The 19,030-nt window shown below is 69.0% G+C and carries 18 protein-coding genes; 8 read left to right on the top strand and 10 right to left on the bottom strand.

What is annotated here, in order from left to right:
* The first annotated feature begins 109 nt into the window (after nt 1–109).
* The 5 genes from ACFQ9K_RS30090 (at nt 110) to ACFQ9K_RS30070 (ending at nt 4,296) form a co-directional block, all read left to right on the top strand.
* A complete protein-coding gene (locus ACFQ9K_RS30090; RefSeq protein ID WP_378719248.1) occupies nt 110–805 on the top strand; it encodes a response regulator transcription factor in 696 nt (231 codons plus the stop codon).
* A complete protein-coding gene (locus ACFQ9K_RS30085; protein WP_378719193.1) occupies nt 802–1,989 on the top strand; it encodes an ATP-binding protein in 1,188 nt (395 codons plus the stop codon). Before ACFQ9K_RS30090 ends, ACFQ9K_RS30085 begins: the two co-directional genes overlap by 4 nt.
* Nucleotides 1,986–3,068, top strand: a complete 1,083-nt coding sequence (locus tag ACFQ9K_RS30080; RefSeq protein WP_378719194.1) for a hypothetical protein — start codon at nt 1,986–1,988, stop codon at nt 3,066–3,068. The genes ACFQ9K_RS30085 and ACFQ9K_RS30080 overlap by 4 nt, the downstream gene beginning before the upstream one ends.
* Before the next feature lie 125 nt (nt 3,069–3,193).
* Nucleotides 3,194–3,475, top strand: a complete 282-nt coding sequence (locus tag ACFQ9K_RS30075) for a response regulator transcription factor (protein WP_378719196.1) — start codon at nt 3,194–3,196, stop codon at nt 3,473–3,475.
* Nucleotides 3,476–3,618: 143 nt separating this feature from the next.
* Nucleotides 3,619–4,296 (top strand): hypothetical protein, encoded by a 678-nt coding sequence (locus tag ACFQ9K_RS30070; protein WP_378983878.1) that lies wholly within the window; start codon nt 3,619–3,621, stop codon nt 4,294–4,296.
* Here ACFQ9K_RS30070 and ACFQ9K_RS30065 read toward each other — a convergent pair.
* Both ACFQ9K_RS30065 and ACFQ9K_RS30060 read right to left on the bottom strand, forming a co-directional pair.
* The gene (locus ACFQ9K_RS30065) at nt 4,189–5,310 is read right to left on the bottom strand and encodes an esterase/lipase family protein (RefSeq protein ID WP_378719200.1); all 1,122 of its coding nucleotides are present in this window, start codon (nt 5,308–5,310) and stop codon (nt 4,189–4,191) included. The two genes, ACFQ9K_RS30070 and ACFQ9K_RS30065, sit on opposite strands and share 108 nt — an antisense overlap.
* Before the next feature lie 315 nt (nt 5,311–5,625).
* Nucleotides 5,626–6,831, bottom strand: coding sequence for an esterase/lipase family protein (locus tag ACFQ9K_RS30060; RefSeq protein ID WP_378719202.1), 1,206 nt, complete (start codon nt 6,829–6,831; stop codon nt 5,626–5,628).
* 397 nt (nt 6,832–7,228) lie between these two features.
* On the opposite strand from ACFQ9K_RS30060, the gene ACFQ9K_RS30055 reads away from it, so the two are divergent.
* Together ACFQ9K_RS30055 and ACFQ9K_RS30050 are read left to right on the top strand one after the other, a co-directional pair.
* On the top strand, nt 7,229–7,873 hold the full coding sequence (locus ACFQ9K_RS30055) for a YdcF family protein (protein ID WP_378719204.1): 645 nt from the start codon (nt 7,229–7,231) through the stop codon (nt 7,871–7,873).
* A gap of 12 nt (nt 7,874–7,885) precedes the next feature.
* Entirely contained in the window at nt 7,886–8,917 is a 1,032-nt protein-coding gene (locus ACFQ9K_RS30050; RefSeq protein WP_378983875.1) for a fused (3R)-hydroxyacyl-ACP dehydratase subunits HadA/HadB, read from the top strand.
* Here ACFQ9K_RS30050 and ACFQ9K_RS30045 read toward each other — a convergent pair whose 3' ends face one another.
* From ACFQ9K_RS30045 to ACFQ9K_RS30030, 4 genes are read right to left on the bottom strand one after another with little or no spacing between them, the layout of a single operon-like run.
* On the bottom strand, nt 8,918–9,937 hold the full coding sequence (locus ACFQ9K_RS30045) for an LLM class flavin-dependent oxidoreductase (protein ID WP_378719206.1): 1,020 nt from the start codon (nt 9,935–9,937) through the stop codon (nt 8,918–8,920).
* Nucleotides 9,938–9,986: 49 nt separating this feature from the next.
* Nucleotides 9,987–11,021 (bottom strand): alpha/beta hydrolase, encoded by a 1,035-nt coding sequence (locus ACFQ9K_RS30040; RefSeq protein WP_378719207.1) that lies wholly within the window; start codon nt 11,019–11,021, stop codon nt 9,987–9,989.
* Nucleotides 11,018–11,968, bottom strand: coding sequence for an acyl-ACP desaturase (locus ACFQ9K_RS30035; RefSeq protein ID WP_378719209.1), 951 nt, complete (start codon nt 11,966–11,968; stop codon nt 11,018–11,020). Before ACFQ9K_RS30035 ends, ACFQ9K_RS30040 begins: the two co-directional genes overlap by 4 nt.
* A 59-nt stretch (nt 11,969–12,027) precedes the next feature.
* Nucleotides 12,028–12,999, bottom strand: a complete 972-nt coding sequence (locus ACFQ9K_RS30030; RefSeq protein ID WP_378719210.1) for a transcriptional regulator — start codon at nt 12,997–12,999, stop codon at nt 12,028–12,030.
* Nucleotides 13,000–13,537: 538 nt separating this feature from the next.
* Here ACFQ9K_RS30030 and ACFQ9K_RS30025 point away from each other — a divergent pair.
* Entirely contained in the window at nt 13,538–15,085 is a 1,548-nt protein-coding gene (locus ACFQ9K_RS30025) for an acyl-CoA carboxylase subunit beta (RefSeq protein WP_378719212.1), read from the top strand.
* 207 nt (nt 15,086–15,292) lie between these two features.
* On the opposite strand, the gene ACFQ9K_RS30020 is transcribed toward ACFQ9K_RS30025, so the two are convergent.
* The 4 genes from ACFQ9K_RS30020 to ACFQ9K_RS30005 form a co-directional block, all read right to left on the bottom strand.
* Nucleotides 15,293–15,877, bottom strand: a complete 585-nt coding sequence (locus ACFQ9K_RS30020) for a hypothetical protein (RefSeq protein WP_378719214.1) — start codon at nt 15,875–15,877, stop codon at nt 15,293–15,295.
* The gene (locus tag ACFQ9K_RS30015) at nt 15,874–16,518 is read right to left on the bottom strand and encodes a TetR/AcrR family transcriptional regulator (protein WP_378719215.1); all 645 of its coding nucleotides are present in this window, start codon (nt 16,516–16,518) and stop codon (nt 15,874–15,876) included. Before ACFQ9K_RS30015 ends, ACFQ9K_RS30020 begins: the two co-directional genes overlap by 4 nt.
* A gap of 172 nt (nt 16,519–16,690) precedes the next feature.
* On the bottom strand, nt 16,691–17,638 hold the full coding sequence (locus ACFQ9K_RS30010; protein WP_378719217.1) for a helix-turn-helix domain-containing protein: 948 nt from the start codon (nt 17,636–17,638) through the stop codon (nt 16,691–16,693).
* 217 nt (nt 17,639–17,855) lie between these two features.
* Nucleotides 17,856–18,923: a fused (3R)-hydroxyacyl-ACP dehydratase subunits HadA/HadB gene (locus ACFQ9K_RS30005; RefSeq protein ID WP_378719219.1), complete on the bottom strand. Its 1,068-nt coding sequence runs from the start codon at nt 18,921–18,923 to the stop codon at nt 17,856–17,858.
* Nucleotides 18,924–19,030 lie beyond the last annotated feature (107 nt).

Here is a 19,030-nt window from a genome sequence, read left to right as displayed (position 1 = left end):
CGATCGAACCCGGGACTAGTGCGCAAAGCGAATAAGTGAACCGCCCGACTTGGCACCTCAGGAACCGAGTGATTTAATTCCATTCATGGTGATCCGGAGACTGCTCACTATGGCGGGGGTGGCCGTCACCGACCTACCCGGCCCGTACGCGACGCCGGGCACGGTGCGCCGGATCGGCATCGTCGAAGACCACCAGGCGGTCGCGGTCGGCCTGGCCGCGATCCTGTCAGACCAGCCGGACCTGACCGTCGTCGCGATCGCGCCCACGGTGCCCGAACTGATCAAGCAGGCAACCGATCTCGACCTCGCCGTCCTCGACCTGCGCCTGCCCGACGGCTCCAGCCCGCGGGCGAATGTCGAGATGCTGCACGACCTGGACATCCCCGTCCTCGTCTACACCACCGGCGACTGGCGCGACCTGATCCGCTCCGCCGCCCGGGCCGGCGTGCTCGGCGTCGCGTTGAAGAGCGACCCGGCCGAGCGCACCACCGCGATGATCCGCGCCGCCGCCTCCGGCCGGCAGGTCGCCACGATGGCCTGGGCCTCGGCCATCGACAGCGACCCGGCGCTGACCAACATCGATCTGCCGCCGCGGCAGCGAGACGTGTTGGAGCACTACGCGAACGGCGAGACCGCGGCGTCGGTGGCGCACAAGCTCGGCCTGTCCGAACACACGGTCAACGACTACCTGAGCCGCATCCGGCGGCGCTACGCCGAGGCGGGCCGACCGGTCCGGTCCAGGGTCGACCTCTACCGCGAGGCCAAGCGGGACGGCTTCCTCGGCGGCGACCCACGCCCCCGATGATCGAATCGGCGGTGCCCCGGCGCAGCGCCGAGGACCGCCTCGTCCGTGGCGCAGGCCTTTTCGTCGGATCGGGCGGCCTGTTCTACGCGGCCCTCACCGTGCCGACCGCGCTGACCCAGGCATCGCTGGCCGCGTCCTGGTGGACGCCGTCCGCGATCATCGTGATCTATCTGCCCGCCGCGTTCATCGCGGTCGCGGCGCTGGCCTGGCGCTTCGACCTGATGCGTTGCGCGGTGGTGGTTTTCGCGTTCGGCTACCTGTTCGCCGCGATCAGCTGGCTGAGCGTGCGGGTCGACGCCGTGGTGCCGCCGGAGCAATCGCTGTGGATCACCTGGATACCCGGCCTGCCCGCGGTGGCGCTCGCGCTGTTCTGGCGGCGCCTACCCTTCGGCTATCTCGTCCTCGCCGCGGCGGTCGACCAGATCGCTGCCGCCTACGCCCGCGGGCCGGACGCGCACAACCCGATCGTGCCGGATTTCCTGTTCGCCGTGGCCTATTCGGCCCTCCCCTGCGCGGCGTGCGTGGTCCTCGTCCAGGTCGGGCGCGCGCTCGACCAGACCTCGCACACGGTGCGCGCGAAGGCCACCGCGGCCGCCGCCGCCGAGGCGCGCCGCTTCGAACGCAAACGCTTCGACGCCCTGGCGCACGACTGGGTGATCGCGACGCTGCTCGAGGCCTCCCGCGCACCCAACTCCGCCGTGCTGACCCACCACGCCGATATCACCCTGCGCGACCTCGAACGGCTGCGCACCGGGCGCCCGGCCCAGGACAATCTCGACCTCGAGCAGGTGGTGGCGAGCATTCGCGCGACCGCGGCCGAGGTAGACGACTCGGTCCAGTTGCACACCGACCAGGTGGCGGGCGTCGCGCTCACGGTGCCGAGCGAGGTGGCCAACGCGCTGGCCGCCGCGGTCGGCGAGGCGCTGCGCAACTGGCAGCGGCACGCCGGTTCGACCGCGCGGGCGGCGGCCTGCGCGGTGCTGGTGAGCGCCGACGCCGAATCGGTGCGGGTCGATGTCGTCGACGACGGGGTCGGTTTCGATCCCGCGCTGGTCCCGCCGGACCGGATCGGCCTGCGCGCCAGCATCATCGACCGGATGGCCGAGCTGCCTGGCGGCTGGTCGGCCGTCGATGCCGCGCCGGGCCGCGGCTGCCGGGTCAGCACCGGGTGGGTGGCGTCGTGAGGGCGGACCGGACCGTGCGCGACGACGTCCGCGACATCCTCGGCATGCGAACCATGGCGGCGTGGCTGCTGTGCGCCTTGTTCGCGGTCGCGATCACCTCGGAGGCGTTCGCCGCCGACGACGGCATCCGGGACATCCGGTTCACCGCGGTCGCGGTGGTCCTCATCCTGGCCGCGGGCACCACCGTGCTGCGCGCGCCGGGCGATCCGCTGCCCGCTCGGTTCGCCGTGCCCGCCGCGGCGGCCGCCCCGCTCGCCGCCGCGCTGGCCATCTGGCAACTGCCGGTGCCGATGGCCAACTCCACCCAGATCTGGTTCCTCGGTGCGGCGTCGGCGTTCCTGAACTTCCTGTGCGTGCGCGGCGCTCCACTCTGGGCCTGGACCGGCGTGCTCGGCCAGATCGTCGTCTGCGCGTCGTGGACCATGCACACCGGTCAGGGCTGGCTCACCGGCGTCGGATTCTCCTTCATCAACCTGACCCCGCTGCTCATGGCCACCTTCTTCGCCAGAGTCGTCCGCCCGATGGCGCATTCGATTCTCGCGCTGCGCCAGCAGGACACCGAGCGGGCCGCCGCCGAGGCCGCCGCGCAGGCCGCCCAGCAGGAGCGCGACGAGCGGGTCGCCCGGCTGGACAGCGCCGCGCGGCCGCTGCTGGAGATCATCGCGTCCGGCCGTGCGCTCACCGCGCACGAGCAGGCGGAGTGCCGGCTCGTCGAGGCCGAGTTGCGCGATGACATCCTGGGCGGTGTGATGATCGATGACTCGGTCGGCGCCGCGGCACGGTGTGCGCGGCAGCGCGGAGTCACCGTCGTGCTGGACGACGGCGGCGGTCTCGACGAGGTCGACCCGGAGCTTCGGCAACAGGTCCGCACCGTCCTGCGCGACGCGCTCGACTACGCCGACGGTGGCACCGTCACCGCGCGGATACTGCCACCCGGGCGCACCACACTCGCGTCGATTCTGTTGCGCGACAGCGCTGAACTGCGGATCGAGGTCGAGTCCACCGGGGCGGTCCGGTCCGACCTGGACGACCGGCAACTTGTTCGCGAAGCGAAGCAAGACCCCAGACCTGCGGGCTGAGAGCTGGGGAATTCCCAGAAGCGCAAACGGATCATATATTCAGTGGGCACATCGGTTATTGGTCTGCAACCTTCGGGGAGGTGCGGCACCGGGACCGACGGACACTGCATGAAGCGGGAAAACTGATGACCTCCATCGTTCCGGATCCCCGATCACACCCGAACCGGATCGGGGTGTGGCGCGACCCGCACCTGTCGGCGCGGGAACTCGAAGTCCTGGTCGCCTGGGTCAGGTGCGACTCGAAAACCCAAGTGGGAAAACAGCTCTACCTCTCGATCGGCACGGTCAACACGCATATCACCCGCATTCGCGGGAAGTACGCTGCGGTCGGCCGTGCGGCGAATACCAAGGCCGCGCTGGTGGCGCGGGCCCTCCAGGACGGCCTGGTCGAGCTGGACGATCTGTAGTCGCGCCGCTCTTCTCGCTCCGACGCTAACACCGCGATAGCCACGCCGACATCATTCGAACGACCGATGTGCGGCGCAGCGTCACCCGCTGCCACCCCGTTTGTGCTGTCGGACGATTGACCGACAGACAACGATGCAGAATCGTGACATCGTCAGGGTTCGCGGACGAAAAGGACCACGACGACGGCCGGCACCGCGTCGACGTGCAGATCTGTTGCGCCCACGATCTTCTCGGGCTAGAAGACCGCATGCGGAAGGTGTGGGGACGGATCGTGAATCGACGACAAACCTACGAGGTGACCGTGTCGGCCGCCGAGCTAGCGGCCCTCATCCTGGCGGTGCACGAGGCGGCCGGACAGTCGGAGGGACCTTCGGCGCGCCGCTGGCGGCACGGCAACGTCGTCGGCATCAGCACGCCACGGGTGCGTGACCTGCCGCTGGCGACGGTGCGCGCCAAGCACGTCGTCGCGCGCAGGCCGGTCGCGGCGATCACCGCCGCGCTGCACCGCACCGTCGCCGTGGACGTCATCTTCACCCTGGACGACGACGTCGCCTGCGCGCTGTTCCATTGCGCGACAACGCACTCCGAGATCACCCTGGCACAGGAGCGGACCTGGGCGGAGTATCTGTCGACCAAGACGTCGGCGGCGCTCATCGCGACCGGCATCACCACCAGCCTGTCGGCCGGGTACGTGGGCGCCGCCGACGCGGACCTACAGGTGCCCGCCGCCGCCGATCAGCCACGGATTGAAGGTGCAGGCGAGGTCGGGGTGGCCGGCCGGATCGAGGGCGCGCAGCGCGATGGAAAGGGCGCGCGGTGAGTACATCAGCGTCTGATGATCGGACAGGTCGAGTTCGCAGCCGTCCTGGAGGGTGATGTTCTGCACCGACGCGCCGTGGTCCGGCCGCAGGAAGGTCAGGTTGTAGGGGGTCATGATCTCGTCGTAGCGGGTGCCGACGATCGTGTAGTCGATGCCGGGGACGGTGTCGCCGCCGGCGTTGAGCCGATTGACGAAGTCCGACCCGATGGTCTGCTCGGCGACCGCGTGACCGACCACGATCGAGCTGGTGCCGACCGCGTCGATGCCGATGGTGTTGATGGCGCGGCCCAATGCGGCGATGCCGTCGATGGTGGAGCCGTGATGCGTTGCGCCGAAGGTGATCAGGTTGTGCACCTTGTCCGCGCCGCCCTCGAACTTGGTGTACCAGTTGGCCATTGCGCCGCCCTGCGAGTAGCCGATGAGGTCAACGGCGGGTGCGCCGGTGGCCGCGAGCACCCGGTCGACGAAGGCGGCCAGTTGCTCGGCCGAGTCCTCGATGTTGCCGGTGCCCATCACGCCGGGCAGCAGCGGTGGCAGCCCACCGCCCTGGGCCGGGTTGGCGCGGCCGTAGTTGAACGCGAAGGTACAGAAGCCCGCGTCCTGGATCGGCTGACTCATGAACGCGAAGCTGTTGTAGGCGTTCATCCAGGTTCCGTGCAGCAGCACCACCGGGCGCGGATGCTCGGCGGTGGGCTTGCAGTTCCAATCGTTGGCCCCCGGCGGGGCGGCGTCCGGGTGGAACAGCCCGTAGCCGAACGCGGCCAGCCAGGACGGCTGGGCGGGACCGGAACCCACTGTGTCGCTGGCGAATCCGCCGGACAAGCCCGCGCTGAAGCCGTAGTCGGTGATGGCTGTGCCACGCCCGCGCGCGTCGATGCGATCGGCGATGCGCTGTTCGATCGACTCGTCCCGCGGTGCGGCGTGCGCGGCCGGACCCGCGCCGCCGAGCACGAGTGCCGTGACGGCCAGCAGGACGGCCAGGATCGGTGATCGGCCGGAGGTCTGTCGTTGCATCGATACAGGCAAACAGCGAGTCATGGAGCGGATACAACCACGTCGCCAATGGCGGGTAAATCTCGTCCAGCTGCGGTAAACCTCCTCCAGCTGCGGTGAAAACGCGCTGATCGAAACGCCACGGTGCCCACCGGGCGGCGCGTGCGGTCGCCGCCCGATGGGCACTTTCGTCACGGACCGGGGTACCGAACCGGGGGCGGGGTTGAGGTCCCGTTCTGTCCCCGCGAGCACCGTGACGGTGGCGCATCGCGGCGGAACCGGCTGTGCGGGTTAGGGTTCGGCCGGTTCCGCGGCGATGCACGTTCTCCTCGGGTACTACAGCCCGCCGCCCCCGCCGATCACCCAGGGATTGAAGGTGCAGGCCAGGTTCGGATGACCCACCGGATCCAGGGCACGCAGCGCGATGGACAGCGCGCGCGGCGAGTACATCATCGTGAGGTGATCGGAAACGTCCTGCTCACAACCCTCCTGGAGGGTGATGTTCTGCACGGTCGCGCCGGGTCCCTGCTTCAGGAAGGTGAGGTCATAGGGGTTGGTGACCTCGTCGTATCTGGTGCCGATGACCGTGTAGTCGACGCCGGAGATGGTGTCGCCGTTGGCATTGAGCTGGTTGACGAAGTCCGAGCCGATGGTCTGCTGGATACCCGCGTGGCCGACGAAGATCTCGATGAAGCCGAGGATGTCGATGCCGAAGTTGTTGATCGCCCGGCCCAGCGCGCCGATCCCGTCCAGCGACGTGCCGTGGTGGGTGGCGCCGAGGGTGATCAGGTTCTTCACCTTGGCCGCGCCGCCGTCGAACTTGGTGTACCAGTTGGACATCGAGCCGCCCTGCGAGTGCGCGACGATGTCCACCTCGCTGCTGCCGGTGGCGGCCAGCACCCGGTCGACGAACGTGGCCAGCTGCTTGGACGAGTCCTGAATGTAGCCGGTGCCGTTCACCCCGGGCAGCACCGAGCCGAGCCCGCCGCCCTGGACCAGATTCGAGCGGCCGTAGTTGAAGGTGAACGTGCAGAAGCCGGCGTCCTTGATCGGCTGGCTCATGAACGCGAACGCGTCGTAGGCGTTGCTCCAGGTGCCGTGCACCAGCACCACCGGCCGCGGGTGCTCGGCGGTCGGCTTGCAGTTCCAATCGTTGGTGCCGGGCGGCGCGGCGTCGGGATTGAACAGGCTGTAGCCGAACGCGGCCAGGAACGCGGTGGCGGGCGGGCCGTAACCGACTGTGTCGCTGGCATATCCACCGGAGAGCCCGGAGCTGCTGCCGGAGCCGCCGAAGCAGTTGCCCGAGCCGTTGCCCGAGCCGGCGCCGCTGCCGGAGGTGCACGCGGAGCCGGACGAACTGCCGGAATCCGCGACAGGTGCCGCCGGGCGGCCTGCCGCGATGTAGTCGGCGAGCTCCTGCTCCGTCGATGGCGCGGATGGCTCGGCACTCGCACCGGCACCGGCGATCCCCATGACCAGCACCGAGACACCCGTGATCACCGCCGCCGTCAGCGATGAACGGCCGAAGGTACTTCGTTTCATTGCATGCCTTCCTACGTCGAGCACAGAATTCGAGTAGCGGCGTCGAGGTATGCCGGTCGACGACACCGAAACTGCGCCAACGCTAAAACCGAACCGGCGGGCAACCCACCAGACGTCGCGGTTCCTGGACAGCTCACCAAAGCCGCTGTCGCGGTTAGTTAAACGGCACAGTCCGCCCCCGGAAAACAGCTCGGTGAGGAATAGTCACAGTGCAATCGACGGGCCGCTTACCGCCGCGCACAAGGGCACGTGCCTTTCTCTAAGCGGTGGCCGTGCGGGACGGTGAGGTATCCAGACTAATGACGGAATCATGGAGCGAATAAGCGCGGCGGCCGACCATGGGTGAATCTTTTCCAGCCGTCGGCGCGAAGCCGGTGGCAAACCCTGGGAGACCGCCATGTTCGCCTCCGTCCGCTCGAACTACCGCGGCAGCGCGTGCCCGGTACGGCGCACCGCCCGCACCCTGTTCGGCGCCGTCGCCGTCGCGGCCGCCCTGGTGCACCTGCCCGCCGCCGTCGCCGACAGCACCGGCTCGGCCGACGTCGCGCTGCCGGATGTCCTGCGCAGCCTGGTTCCGCCTGCGCCACAACCACTTCCCGCACTGCACGGCCCGGCGACCGCGATCGTGGTGCTCGGCTACGGCCTACTGCCCGACGGCACCATGCGCCCGGAGTTGGTCGACCGCCTGCACGCCGGATTCGTGCAGGCCCTGCTCGCGCCCGCGTCGCCGATCATCGTCACCGGCGGCAACCCGCACAACGGCGTCACCGAGGCGGCGGCGATGGCGGATTGGCTGGTCGAGCACGGCATTCCAGCCGAGCGGATCCACCTGGAGCCGGACGCGGACTCGACCGTGCAGAACGCCGAACGCTCGGCGCGGATCATGCGCGCGATCGGCGCGCGCGACGCCGTGGTGGTCACCTCGGCCGACCACATCGACCGGGCCGTCGGCACCTTCACCGCGGCGGGCGTCGAGGTGGTCGGCGCGGTCACACCCGATCAGGTGCCACGCCTCACGTGGCAATTCGGCCCCGGTTCGTAAAAGGAGCAAATCATGCGCGATATGTCGATGAATGCCGCCGAGCAGGTGCGGGCCTTGGTCGATCGCCGTTATCGTTCGACGACACCGTATGACGTCAGCCGGAAAAAGATTCGGGAATTCGCCCGCGCTGTCCAGGATTATCATCCGGCGCATTGGAGCGCAGACGCCGCGGCCGATCTGGGTTTTCCCGGACTGGTCGCACCCGCCACGTTCTCCTCGATCATTCTGCATCGGGTGCAGCGGGAAATACTGGATACGGTGCTCACCGGCTATCGGTCGTCCCGTATTCTGCATGCCGACCAAGTCCTCGACCTGGGCCGCCCTGTCGTCGCGGGTGACCGGCTGACCTGCGACATCTATTTCGAATCCTTCCGGCATTTCGCCGACTACGACGTGTTGTCGATCAAGAGCGTGCTCGTCGATCAGCACGGCGAGACGGTGCAGACCGGCTCGACCGCCCTGCTCGCCCGGACCGGGCCGGCCGATCCGCGGTTGGCCGAGACCGTGCGCGACATCGCCGTGCGTGGCTACTCCCCCGCCGGGCCCGGCCAGCTCACGGTGGCCGACGCGGATCGGGTCGCGCCGCCGTGCGACTCCCGAATACCGTTCACCACAGTCGATTTCGGTGCGCTGACGGTAGGCACGGAATTGCCTTCGCGGACCGTGCGGCTCGCCCGCGGTGACCTGGAGAACTACGCGGCGGTGGTCGGCGACCTCGATCCGGTCGGTTGTACGGACGCGACCGCGAGCGGGCTGCCGTCGGCGGTCGCGCCCGGCATGCTGAAACTCGGTATGGCGGCGACGTTCCTGAGCTCCTGGCTGGGTGATCCGGCCGCGGTCACCCGGTTTCGCGCGCAGTTCGCGCATTACACGCACTACCTGCGGATTCCGCCGTTCGCGACGAGCGCGATCGAGTTCACCGGCCGGGTCACCTCGATCGACCCGCGCCGCCGGCGCGCCACCATCGCGATCGACGCCCGCTCCGACGGGCGCAGGCTCTTCGGCTACGCCGCGGCGGAAGTCCGCTTCCCCCTTGGCGATTGACTAGACGCCGGCACCCTCGGCGGTGGTCAGGCCGACCAGCCGCGCCAGCCTGCGATGCGAGTCCAGCCGGGCCGCGCGATCGTAAGTGCTGGTGTGCACCAGGATTTCGTCGGCGCCGGTTGCGCTGACCAGACGTTCCAGCTGATCCGCGACCTCGTCCTCGGTGCCGTGCACCTGCCCGAGCAGCGACTCCTCGAAGATCCGGCGCTCCCGCTCGGTCATGGTCAGCGCCTCGATCTCGGCGGGCGGGATCAGCGTCGGGAATTCGCCGCGGGTGCGTGCGTAGGCGTTCGACCACGCCTCCGGCAGCAGCAGCTGATGCGCCTGCGCGGTGGTGTCGGCGATGACCACCGAGCCCGAGACCATGACGTAGGGCTCCGCGCCCCACACGGTCGCCCGGAACTCGGATCGGTAGCGCTCGATCGCTTGCACCATCCGGTCCTGCCCGCCCACCGCGGCGATCACCAGCGGCAGCCCGAACCGCGCGGCCCGCTCCGCGCCCGACCCGGTGGCCAGCAGGAACGCCGGAACACGCAGGCCCTCGGCGGGCCAGCCGTGCACGCCGTCGCGGCCGTGGTCGAAGTAGTCGAGCAGCTCGCTCAGCTGGGCGTCGAAGTCCTCGGCGTCGCGTTTGTCGTGCCCGAGTGCGCGGCGCACGCCGTTGGTGAATCCGACGGACCGGCCGAGGCCCATGTCGATCCGTCCCGGATACAGCGATTCCAGCACGCCGAACTGTTCGGCCACGATCAGCGGCTGATGGTTGGGCAGCATGACCCCGCCGGTGCCGATCCGGATGCGTTCGGTCGCCGCCGCGGCGGCCGCGGCGAGCACGGTCGGCGCCGAACCGGCCACGCCGGGCACGCTGTGGTGCTCGGACACCCAGAACCGGTGATAGCCCCACTCCTCGGCCGAACGCGCGAACTCCACGGTGTCGCGCAGGGCCGCGGGATGGCTCTGACCGCGCCGGACGCGGGAGCGGTCCAGGATGGAGAACCGGACGGAGGGAAGTGCCGAGGTCATACCTGTGTCAACGCGACGCGCGTCCGGTGATTCCGCGCTGCGTCGCCGGTCACTTCGGCGACGGCAGCTCCAGCGCCTTCGACAGCACCGCCCAGGCGCGGGGCAGTTCCGCCTCGAAGTCGGGCCAGGTGTGCATGCCCGCGGCGTCGTATTCGACGGTGGCGGGAATGTTCAGCTCGCTCAATCGTCCGGCGAACCGCTCGGTGCACGAGCGCGCGCCCGCCTCCAGCGCCGCGCCGCCGCCGGCCAAGCGCAGTGCCTCGACGATGGTCGGCGACTGTGCGATGGCCACCAGATCGGCGCCGGTCGGCACGCCGGTCGCGGCGGATAGGTAGATCGCGGTGCCGCGCAGTTCGGCCGCGCCGAGCACGCTGTCGTGTTCCGCCCACTCCGGGGAAGTCGGTGGGCCCCAGAGGTTCTCGACGTTGCCGCCGCGCGAGGCGACGGTGATCGTGGTGACGGCGCGGCCGAGCGGGTCCGCGGTGGAGTAGCAGCCGCTGAGACCGGCCACCGCGCGGTAGCGGCCCGGATGTCGCTGGGCCAGCATCATCGCCGCCTGCGCGCCCATCGAGACGCCGGCGATGGCGCGGCGGCCGCTGGACTTCAGCATCGATTCCACGATCGGTGGAAGTTCCTCGGTGAGAAAGGTTTCCCAGCGGTTCAGGCCGAGGGCGGCGTCGTGGCGGTCCCAGTCGCTGTACATGCTGCCGGTGCCGCCGCTGGTCAGCACCACGTCGACCGGCTTGTCCGCGAAGAACTCCGCGGCGCCGCCCTTGCTCAGCCAGCCCGAGGTGGTCTCGCCGTCGACCCCGTCGAGCAGATACAACGTCGGGCGCGGGCCGGTACCGGTGCCGCGCAGCACGTCGACCTCGATGATCCGGCGCATGGCCGCCGACGCGATCTTCAGGTGGTCGCGGTGCGCGCCGACGCTGTCGATCGAGATCAGCCCGGTCCTGGTCATGGCCGGGTCGACGGCGGGCGGCGGCGCGCTCGGCACGCCGGGGGTGTCCGCGACCGCGGGCACCGCGACCGTCGCGGCGATGACCGCCATCGCCGCCGCGCTGATCGTCGCTCGGTAGCTCATCGCGCCGCGGCGGCTCGTTCTGCCTGGCGGGCCGCCACCCGGTCCCGCTGCTCCTCGAATCGGGTTGCCTTCTCGGCCAATTCGTCGAGGTAGGCGCCGAGCTGATCGCGGGCCCGTTCCCCGTCGCCGGATAGGTCGGTGCGCTCGAACACATTCCACGCCCGCAGCACCGGCCGCACCACGACGTCCAGGTGCTGGCGTAGGTCGTAGATGCCGTGTTTGGCCAGCACGACGGCGTTGCGGCGGAAGTTCGGCTGGGTGAGGCCGGGCATCTGGAAGCGCGTGACGACGTCGGTGATGGCACGAAGCGTCTCGTTCGGCATCAGGTCGAGGGCGGCGGCGCTGATGTTGCGATAAAAGATCATGTGCAGGTTTTCGTCGGCGGCGATCCGTTGGAGCATACGCTCGGCGATGGGTTCGGCGCAGGCGGTTCCGGTGTTCCGATGACTGATTCTGGTGGCCAATTCCTGCAATGTCACATAAGCGACCGAGCGCAGAAACTGGGGCCCCCGCACCGGTTTCGCGATTCCGGTGGTCATATGCGCCATCCTGGCCTGTTCCAGCAGCACCGGATCGACCGCGCGGGTGACCACCAGATAATCGCGCATGACGATGGCGTGCCGATTCTCCTCGGCGGTCCAGCGCCCCACCCAGGTGCCCCAGACGCCGTCCAGGGAGAACGATTCCGAGATCTCGCGGTGATAGGACGGCAGGTTGTCCTCGGTGAGCAGGTTGGTCACCATCGCCGTCCTGGCCACCTCGGTGAGCTTCGATTGACCGGGCTCCCAATCTATTCCACCCAGCGCGGCGAAATTGCGGCCGTCGTCCCAGGGCACATAGTCGTGCGGGTTCCACGCTTTGGCTTTGCGCAGGTGCTCGTTGAGCAATCGTTCGGCGACGGGTTCCAGTTCGCGGAGAATATCGGTATCGGTCAACGCGGTCGGCACACATACTCCTTATGCTCGGCGCGGGCAGCGCGGCGAAATTCGACACTAGGCCGCGAAGTTCAGGCGGAACGCCCTATTTCGTGATCATTGGTCGAGGTGACGACGGGTATCCGGACTTGCTGGGCCGGATCACAATCGGCCGCCTCCTGCGGGTCGGCCACCCGGTACAGGCCGGGCGCCCGGCCCGCGGCGCGGATGCGGTCGAGCAGGTCGTGGGTGCGGGCGGCGAGTTCCGGGATGCGTGCGGTGGGACCGGCGGCCACCACGGCGGTCAGCGGCACCTCGGCGGCCTCGGTCAGCACGGTCAGGACGTCGGCGGTCATCGACGGCGCGCCGACCCGAGCGGGGCGGATATCGGCCGGTACCAGCACCGTGCCGCCCGCCGCGGACAGCAGTGACAGCGCGCGCGAACCGAGCGGATCGGCCAGTGCCGCTTGCACTCTGCGCAGCTTGCGCCGGGCGGCCGCGGTGCCCGCGCCGGGTCTTCGCTCGTCGGGGTGAGCCGGAATGCTCAGCGCCACCACCTGATACGCGGGCGCGACGGCGATCCCGGTCTGGTTCACCAGGTCACCGACCGCGTGCCCGCCGAGGAGCGCGGACACCATCGTCTGCGCCGCCGTCTGGTGTTCCCGTGCCACCACGCGATGTTCGTCGACATAGGCGGTGGAGGCGGCGACCGTCACCATTTCCAGCACCCGCAGAATCAGCTGCGCGCCGGCCACCCCGTCGTCGTCTTCGGTATGCGCCGCAACGAATTCCAGGCCGGAACGGAGTTCGTCATGATAGGCGGCCAGCACGGTTTCCAGGGCGACCCCCTCGCGCGCCCACCGCATTGCGGCACCGGCGATTTCGGCCGGCTCCGCTACCCGCCGTCCGGTGCGCGGGGCGAGCGACTCGACGGCCGCCGCCATGCAATCCCGCGTGGTCGCGGCGACCTCGCCGGACAGCTCACCGCCCGTCCTCGGCGTCAGGTAGTCGAGCAGTTTCGCCGCCAGACTCTCGGAACTCGAACCAACCCGCATAGCCGTCATGACTATCGAAGGTTAACGGCGGATCGTGATCGAATCGGGATACGTCCGCGAAATCAGGAAAGTCATCAGCCGGCCGGTGGCACATTGGGCGAAATCACAAGCACCGGAGTGTTTTTCGCCATGTCAACTGTGCTGGACGCCAAGAATTCCGGCAGTCGTACCGTACGCCGCGCTCGGCGATTATCCCATCGATGCGAACGCTCGACCCCGAAATAATGTGTGACGCAGCGCCGACCGCGCATTCCGGCGCTGCGTCGAGGTCACCCTAACGCTAAGTTCCGGCCACCGGACAGACATCTCGGCGATCCTCGGGAGCGGTCATCGGCGCGCCGCGCACCGACTGGTAAGTTGCACAAGCATCGTGCCCCTTCGCAGGCCGCGTGCCATATCGCAGGAACCATCGATGCCACGGGCAAACCTGTGAGCTCTCCCATGAGATGTGACGAACAACTGTGCAGTAGCTCTCACCACGGATACCATCGAGCGCTGCGCCCCGTACGGCGACGCTGCAGAGTTTTCGAAGGGCAAAAAACCACACATGAGCGGTACGCGAGAGAAGCTGGAAGAGCTACGGGGGATCCTGGAGCTTGCTGAGGAACCCGCCGGCGAGACCGGCATCGCGAAGCGCAAAGCCAAGGGGATACCGAGCGCCCGGCAACGCGTGCGCGCGCTGCTCGATCCGGGCAGCTTCGTCGAGATCGGCGCGCTCATGCGCCAGTCCGCGCAGCCGGGCGCCATGTACGGCGATGGCGTGGTCACCGGCCGCGGCCGCATCGACGACCGGCCCGTCGTGGTGATCGCGCACGACCAGACCGTGCACGGCGGCTCGGTCGGCGAGATGTTCGGCCGCAAGGTCGCGGCCGCCATGGAGTTCGCCTACGAGAACGCCTGCCCGGTGGTCGCGATCAACGACTCCGGCGGCGCCCGCATCCAGGACGCGGTCACCTCGCTGGCCTGGTACGCGCTGATGTGCCGACGGCAGGGCGACATGTCCGGCTATGTGCCGCAGGTGGCCGTCATGCTCGGCAAGTGCGCCGCAGGCTCGGTGTACGGGCCGGTCAACATGGACGTCCTGGTCGCCACCGAGAAGTCGTACATGTTCGTCACCGGGCCGGAGGTCACCAAGGAGGTGACCGGCGCCGACGTGAGCGCGGAGGAACTCGGCGGCGCCGCGGCCCTGACCCGCAACGGCACCGTCCACCACGTCGCGCCGGACGAGCAGGCCGCCTTCGACTGGGTGCGCGACTACCTGAGCTACCTGCCGTCCAGCTGCCTGGAGCAGCCCCCGGTGGTGAATCCCGGCCTGGAGCCGGAGGTGACCAGCCATGACCTCGAACTGAATTCGATCATCCCGGATTCGGACAAGGTCGGCTATGACATGCATCAGATCCTGCTCCGGATCTTCGACGACGGCGACTTCCACGAGCTGGGCGCGGGCACCGCGCAGAACCTGATCACCGGTTTCGCCCGGGTCGACGGCCGCAGCGTCGGCGTGGTCGCCAACCAGCCGCAGGCGCTGGGCGGCGCGCTCGACGCGCAGGCCTCGGACAAGGCGACGCACTTCATCCGGCTCTGCGACGCGTACGGGCTGCCGATCATCTTCGTGGTCGACACGCCGGGCGTGCTGCCGGGCATCGAGGAGGAGCGCAACGGCGTGATCAAGCGCGGCGGACGCTTCTTCCGCGCGGTGATCGAGGCGACCGTGCCGATCGTGACGGTCGTGACCCGCAAGGCCTACGGCGGCGGCTACGCGGTGATGGGCTGCAAGCAGCTCGGCGCCGACATCAGCCTGGCCTGGCCGACCGCGCGAATCGCGGTGATGGGCGCGGAGAGCATGGTCGGCATCGTCGGCCGCAGGCAGCTGGAGGCGGCCCCGGTGGATCAGCGGGCTGCGGTGCGGCAGCAGATGATCGACTTCTACAACGCCACCATGGCTACCCCGTGGATCGCCGCCGAGCGCGGCTATATCGACGCGGTGATCGAGCCGTCCCAGACCCGGCTGGAGATCCGTAAGGCGCTGCGCCTGCTGCGGGAGAAGAACACGGCCAAGCCGAATCCGCGCAAGCACAGCCTGCTGCCGGTCTGAACGCAGATACCCGGTTGTGTTGAGTCACAACGCAACCGGGTATCGGATCGTGGGGTTTCCGGTGATCGCGTTCGCGCCGAACGGGTTCGGGCGCGATGACCTAGCGTCTAGTGCGTGCCCGGCCGTCGTTCGCCGCGACTCGGGCATGCGACGTGCCCGCCGAGCCTGTACCCTACCCTCGTCCGGCGGGCACGCCGCACCACTCGGTCAGCTGTGGCTGCCCCAGCGCAGATCCGCTGTGGCCCATTCCATTTCCCACATCCGCAGGCGCCGGCGGTCCAGGCCGCGACGCAGGGCGAAGTAGCTGCCCGCCACCACGATCGTCGCGCCGAGCAGCGCGCCACCGGTGAGCAGGACGGCCTTGCTGAGCGCCTGGGTCCCGGAGGGCGGTTCGACGATCTTGTCGGCGCCGTTCAGCCAGATCGTGACGGATTGGCCGGGTTGGACCAGGGTGGTCGATTGATAGTCCTCGGTGTGCACCACACCGTCGGCGTCCTTCCACTGCACCTTGGCCGGCATGATCGGCGCGTACAGCGGCGCCTTGCCGGTCTCGGTCACCGTCGCCTCGACCTGGTGCAGCTGCGCCGTCTTGGCTTGCACCACAGCGGTTTCCGTGTGATACACGCTCACTCCGACGGTCAGCACCAGCACCGGGACAATGATCAGGAACACCAGCGCCAGCGCCGCGGCGACCATGGTCTGCACGCGATCCTCTCTGCGGCGCATCGGGTTTCGGTCCAGCCCGACGCGGCGGCACGTCCTGCGATACATATTCACCGACCCTGTGGTCATGACGGTGACTCCTCGGTCCAGAATTCGGTGGTGAGTGCGACGAGTGTGGCGAAGTATTCCTCGATGAGATCGGGTAGAGCGCTCGGGTCGTCGCCGGCGGCCCAGGTCTGCAACGCCGAGATGAGCAGGCCCGCCCCGGCGGCCACCGCGGTAGCCGGGCGCACGTCCCGCTCCGGGTCGACACCGAGCCGGGCGGCAATGATCCGCACCGATTCTCGCTGACCCTCGATGCGGATGCGCTGATATCCGGCGAACAAATCGGGTTCGTCTTCGAAGAGCTGGAACAGCGTCCATCGCCGGGCCAGCAGCGCGGCGCGTTCGCCGCCGTATTCGACGGCGAACCAGTCGTGGACGGCGTTGCGGTAGGCGAGCAGCGGCGACTCGTGCGGCGGGCGGCGGCAGAGCGCCTCGTTGAACAGGTGAACGTCCTGGTCGACATCGCCGAGGATGGCTTCGGCGATGGAGGTGAAATGGCGACTGAAGGTGCGCCGGGTGACGCCGGCCCGCACCGCGATGTCCTCGACGGCGACCGCGCCGAGGCCCCGCTCGGTGAGCAGGTCGAAGGCCGCGCGCGACAACGCTTCCCGGCTGCGCCTGGTCCGCAGTCGACGGCCATCGAGATCGACACCGTCGTCGCTCATATCCTCAGCTTACCACCTTATTGTCCCAATGGGACAATACTTCGGGCCCAAGACGGCTCGGTTCGGGGTCGCTCGGCGACGTGGGCCGGTTCCCGCCGAGCGCGCTACGAGATTCGCGTGGTTATCGCATGCCCAATTCGGCCGAGCCGAATCATGAAGGCGGGCGGAGGGGTCAAGCCCGGCGGATGCTCGACGGCTGATCGAGGATCCGCGGCTGGCGGCGGCGCAGCGCCTGCAACAGCGAGACGGTGTACTCCGGCGGCGCGGCGTGCACCGAAAGCTGGTTCGCCACAGCGCGATACGCGTCCAGATCGCCCTGCTTGTCCAGGTACAGCGCGCTGGTGAGCTGCTGGAGGTAGACGATGTCGGGCAGGTCGGCCTCGGCGAAGCGCAAGATGGTGAACGCGCCGTCGGCCAGTGCGGGTCCGCCCACGTGATCGGCCAGCACCTGGACAATCACGTTGTTCTTGGCGACGACCCGTAACAGGTGGTCGATCTGGTCGTTCCACACCGTGGAGCCGCCGATCGGCCGGGACAGCGCCGCTTCCTCGACGACCACCCACAGCTGCGGCGGATTCGGCCGGTCGAGGATCTCCTGCCGACGCACCCGCAGCGCGACACGCCGTTCGATGGCGTGCTGCGGCTCGCCCGAATGAGCCAGCGACAGCAACGCGCGCGCGTACTCGGGGGTTTGCAGCAACTCCGGCACGGCCCTCGGCTCGTAGGCGCGGACCAGCGTCGCCGCCTGTTCCAGGCCGAGATAGGTGTCGTACCACTTGGGCAGCCAGTCGTTGTCCCGATGCCACCAGCCCGAGGCGTTGCCCTGCCGCGCCAGTTCCAGGTATTCCTCGCGCTCGGTCGGATCGGTGACCTGGTAGAGGTCGAGCAGATCGACCAGGTCGCGCACCCGGAAGCCGGTGCGGCCGAGTTCCAGCCTGCTGATCTTGGACTCCGAGCCGCGAATCGCCTCGCCCGCGTCCTCGCGGGTCAGCCCGCAGCCCTCACGGAGCCTGCGCAGCCTGCTGCCGAGCATCATCCGGAGCACGGTCGGTCCGCCCGCCGGCGTCACCCCGCCGAACGGCCGGGAATCAGCCGGCTTTCGCACCTCCGAAGGACGCATTCTCCGAGTTTGCCATGCCGGGGTTACTTGTTTCTACTGACGAAAGACCCTGTGCCGGTGCCGGACCGCGAGTCCACCGGCCGCCCACAACGCGGAATCCCGGGCCGCGACGCCAGACGCGAATGGCGTGCGGACCGAGATCGGCGCAACTTCTCCGCGCAACCGTTCGGCGCGGCGCGGCGGCCACCCGCGCAACGCGGCTGCCGAGCGCGTCGGCTCAGCGCAGCGCGATATCCGCCGTCGCGCGGCCGAACAGCTTCCGGCCGTCACAGGTCGCGGTCAGCGACACCGTGGCCGTGCGCCGCTCGGGATCCAGCGACTTCACCTTGCCGCGGAACTCGATCTCGCTCGCCTTCGTCGCCGCGACCGGCGCGAATCCGGCGAAGCGCACGCCATAGTTCGTGACCGCGGCCGGATCGCCGAGCCACGAGGTCAGGTAGCCGGCGCCGAGGCCCATGGTGAGCAACCCGTGCGCGACCACATCGGGCAGGCCTGCGCTGCGCGCGACCACATCGCTGAAGTGGATCGGGTTCGAATCACCGGATACGCCCGCGTAATTCACCAGATCGCCGCGGGAGAGCGGCATCGAGCGCACCGGAAGTTCCAGGCCGACGGCAAGATCGTCGAAGCTCGGCACGGTGTGCGGCGGGCGCTGCCGGTCCAGCGGATCGGCCTGCGCGGGCTCGTCGAAGCACTCGACCACGCCCGCCTCCGCGCCGACGGCCGCGCGCTGTGCCGCGGCATCGTGGCGGTCGGCGCCGGATTGGCCGGTCATGATCACCCCGTCGACCGCGGTCACCAGCTCCTTGGCGATTTCCACGCCGGTCTGCGCGACCGCGGTGGAGGTCGCGGTCTGCAGCAGTTCCTTGTGCTGGTTGGTGAGCACGTTCTTGGTCACCATGAAGTCTTTGTCGCCGAACTGCCGGAACGACTCGATGTAGGAGACGCAGTGCAGCTGATCCCCGGCCAGCACCGGCCGGTGTACCTGGATCGACTGTTCGGTCTGCAACACCTGACCGATGTCGTAGGCGGTGAGCACCGACTCGAACATGTTGCGCTGCATCAGCATCAGCATGATCGAGGTGAAGGTCAGCGGCGCGATCAGGCCGTCGTAGCCCAGCTCGGCGGCGGCGTCCTCATGCCAGTGCGCCGGATGCTTGTCGTGCACGGCGCGGGCGAACTCGCGGATCTTCTCGCGCCCTACCTCGTAGTGCTCGGTCATCCGGAAATGCCGTCCCACCAGGGCCAATGCCTGTTCGGACGCGGTGGTCGTGATGTCGTTCATGTGCCTCTTTCGCGAATCCTGGCGTCGAGCTCGCCCGGACCGGCCCACCATACCGAAACGCGACAGGGTCGCGGCGCAGGGGCAGCCGGCCCGGACTCGGCCCAGCC

Source organism: Nocardia sp. NPDC056564 (genome assembly GCF_042793755.1).
Classification (GTDB): Bacteria; Actinomycetota; Actinomycetes; order Mycobacteriales; family Mycobacteriaceae; genus Nocardia.
The sequence above is the reverse complement of the archived record's forward strand: the minus strand, read 5'-3'. Positions and strand labels throughout refer to the sequence as shown.

Excerpts from the sequence above, each read along its gene's own strand:
- ACFQ9K_RS30045 (WP_378719206.1), bottom strand. The coding sequence starts at position 9,937 with ATGACCTCGGCACTTCCCTCCGTCCGGTTCTCCATCCTGGACCGCTCC.
- ACFQ9K_RS30010 (WP_378719217.1), bottom strand. The coding sequence starts at position 17,638 with ATGCGTCCTTCGGAGGTGCGAAAGCCGGCTGATTCCCGGCCGTTCGGC.
- ACFQ9K_RS30060 (WP_378719202.1), bottom strand. The coding sequence starts at position 6,831 with ATGAAACGAAGTACCTTCGGCCGTTCATCGCTGACGGCGGCGGTGATC.
- ACFQ9K_RS30055 (WP_378719204.1), top strand. The coding sequence starts at position 7,229 with ATGTTCGCCTCCGTCCGCTCGAACTACCGCGGCAGCGCGTGCCCGGTA.
- ACFQ9K_RS30020 (WP_378719214.1), bottom strand. The coding sequence starts at position 15,877 with ATGACCACAGGGTCGGTGAATATGTATCGCAGGACGTGCCGCCGCGTC.
- ACFQ9K_RS30050 (WP_378983875.1), top strand. The coding sequence starts at position 7,886 with ATGCGCGATATGTCGATGAATGCCGCCGAGCAGGTGCGGGCCTTGGTC.
- ACFQ9K_RS30030 (WP_378719210.1), bottom strand. The coding sequence starts at position 12,999 with ATGACGGCTATGCGGGTTGGTTCGAGTTCCGAGAGTCTGGCGGCGAAA.
- ACFQ9K_RS30005 (WP_378719219.1), bottom strand. The coding sequence starts at position 18,923 with ATGAACGACATCACGACCACCGCGTCCGAACAGGCATTGGCCCTGGTG.
- ACFQ9K_RS30075 (WP_378719196.1), top strand. The coding sequence starts at position 3,194 with ATGACCTCCATCGTTCCGGATCCCCGATCACACCCGAACCGGATCGGG.
- ACFQ9K_RS30040 (WP_378719207.1), bottom strand. The coding sequence starts at position 11,021 with ATGAGCTACCGAGCGACGATCAGCGCGGCGGCGATGGCGGTCATCGCC.
- ACFQ9K_RS30015 (WP_378719215.1), bottom strand. The coding sequence starts at position 16,518 with ATGAGCGACGACGGTGTCGATCTCGATGGCCGTCGACTGCGGACCAGG.
- ACFQ9K_RS30090 (WP_378719248.1), top strand. The coding sequence starts at position 110 with ATGGCGGGGGTGGCCGTCACCGACCTACCCGGCCCGTACGCGACGCCG.
- ACFQ9K_RS30085 (WP_378719193.1), top strand. The coding sequence starts at position 802 with ATGATCGAATCGGCGGTGCCCCGGCGCAGCGCCGAGGACCGCCTCGTC.
- ACFQ9K_RS30065 (WP_378719200.1), bottom strand. The coding sequence starts at position 5,310 with ATGCAACGACAGACCTCCGGCCGATCACCGATCCTGGCCGTCCTGCTG.
- ACFQ9K_RS30025 (WP_378719212.1), top strand. The coding sequence starts at position 13,538 with ATGAGCGGTACGCGAGAGAAGCTGGAAGAGCTACGGGGGATCCTGGAG.